The organism is Leptospira sp. B5-022 (genome assembly GCF_000347035.1).
Classification (GTDB): Bacteria; Spirochaetota; Leptospiria; order Leptospirales; family Leptospiraceae; genus Leptospira_B; species Leptospira_B cinconiae.
In genome coordinates this window covers 1-1,995 of the sequence record NZ_ANIJ01000017.1, presented here as the reverse complement: position 1 = coordinate 1,995, position 1,995 = coordinate 1, and the positions used below count along the sequence as shown (strand labels likewise).

At 36.7% G+C, this 1,995-nt stretch carries 3 protein-coding genes; all 3 read right to left on the bottom strand.

Going from position 1 to position 1,995, the window contains the following annotated elements; all coding sequences use genetic code 11:
• Positions 1–16: 16 nt before the first annotated feature.
• Entirely contained in the window at positions 17–214 is a 198-nt protein-coding gene (locus tag LEP1GSC192_RS19420) for a DUF2442 domain-containing protein (RefSeq protein ID WP_020769429.1), read from the bottom strand.
• 48 nt (positions 215–262) lie between these two features.
• A complete protein-coding gene (locus tag LEP1GSC192_RS07935) occupies positions 263–508 on the bottom strand; it encodes a DUF4160 domain-containing protein (protein WP_020769427.1) in 246 nt (81 codons plus the stop codon).
• Between the two features lie 324 nt (positions 509–832).
• Entirely contained in the window at positions 833–1,795 is a 963-nt protein-coding gene (locus LEP1GSC192_RS07930; protein ID WP_020769430.1) for an SIR2-like domain protein, read from the bottom strand.
• Positions 1,796–1,995 lie beyond the last annotated feature (200 nt).

Here is a 1,995-nt window from a genome sequence, read left to right as displayed (position 1 = left end):
TTAATATAAGAAGGATTTATAAATTTTTATTATGTGAGGTGAGATCGCCATTTCCAAGCAAAAGACCAGGAACACTAATGTCTTCATCTAAATCATCCCAATGAAGACCTATTCCCCCTCCGCTAATCTCATACCTTTCAAGTTGTTCTTTGTTTGCCTTTCTTAATCGAGGAAAATAAGCAAGTGGAACGGATAAAGTTCTGCCATCATACAAAGATAGCCAAAGATTATCATCATCAAACCAATTCTTTGAGCTTTCGCTTCAGATACCGAAGAAATCATTCCATTTACCTTCTATCAGATTTAAATTCTTCTCAATCTCTTCTTCAATCCAATTTAACTCTTTAGAATTAAATCCGTAGTTATCTTCTAACTTTACATTTGGCTTTAGCCAGAATTTTGCTAATTTTTCTCCTCTTCTCACATGAATATGAACTGGTTCTCGAGGATTTCCTTCGTTTGCAAAAAAGAAGAACTTATAGCCGTTTCTTTCAAAAACTTTTGGCATTCAACCAAAGATGAATTATACACTATTTCAAGCAATAAATAAACTATTTATATGTATAGTAATTGGAATTATCTTATCAAAGAAATCAATTAAACGAATATAATGATCTCCCCTTTTGAAATCCCATTAATAAAGAAAATTTTAACGCTTCATTTCGCCTAACGACCGAGGTGTTCCGACGTTTTGCGAGTGCGTAAGCACTTGGCACGAGACTTGCCACTGCAAGACGAGTGACAAAGCAAAATGTGGCGCAGCCCAAGCAAGGGTTGCGTAGCAAGCCCGCAGCGCTGCGGAAGCACCGAAAGTTAGACGATGGGCCAAAACTTATACGTTTACCCATTCATCAACAGTAGGATACCAATCTACTTTCTTACCTAATAAATGTGACACTTTATCCGCGACCTGTTTATCAGGATTTATAACTTCAATGGAATCGACACTTATTGACCAATCTTTATAAATCTCGTTTAAATCAATATCACTCTCAGTAATACCCACTCCCCAAAAAGTAAGAATATTTGGCTTTGGATGACTCTTCATATTCGCCATTATTTGCGCAGAAATCGGATGTTGAAGATAATTTTTATTCAATCTTGGAGGAACTAAACCTATAAAGCAAGCCCATCCTTCAATGGAATGTCCTGCAGCTTCAGGTTGACTAAATGCAAAATAGCCATCTTTCGAAATTAGCATATTTAATGATCCGTGAGGTTTAAAAACGGTGATTTCATTCGAAGTAGGTGGAATATATTCATACTTGAATGAGAGTGAATTTTGCTGGAGCGCAATTTCAAAAATGGTATCGTAGTTCAAATTTAATATTAAATCATCTTTATTTAACTTTTTTATTATTTTTTCTGATTCAATGAATCTTACAAACCCTACTCCGTTTTCATGGAATGCTTGCAACATTATAAAATGAAGAGGTTTTCCAAAGCTATGATATAACATGTTTTCCCAGGGTGAAATTCCAATTTCGATACCTGGCAAAGAGCTTTGTTGAAGTACTAGAGGATGATTGCGATTATTCCATGCAAATTCAAAAAATTTTTCAATATTTGTATCCCCATTAGCTTCGAGTTCAAAGAATTGCTTATTCATTTGGGTCGTATCAGTAACATTTATATTTATACTCAATAAGTATAGATACAAATAGATGCCCGGATCCCAATCAAACCAAGTTTGACGAGCAAAATTCTTTACTAATGGCATTTGGAATTCAATTGGCGCATTTACTGCTAAAGATTCTGAAAAGCTTGCTCCTGCACCTATTACAATTCCTCTCATAAAATTATTCTATTTTGGCCTTTCGTCTAACGACCAAGGTGTTCCGACGTTTTGCGAGTGCGAAGCACTTGGCACGAGACTTGCCATGCAAGGCGAGTGACAAAGCAAAATGTGCCGAAGGCCAAGCAAGGGTTGCGTAGCAAGCCCGAAGCGCCGCGGAAGCACCGAAAGTTATCCGAAGTTGAGCCCCAACGATTAAC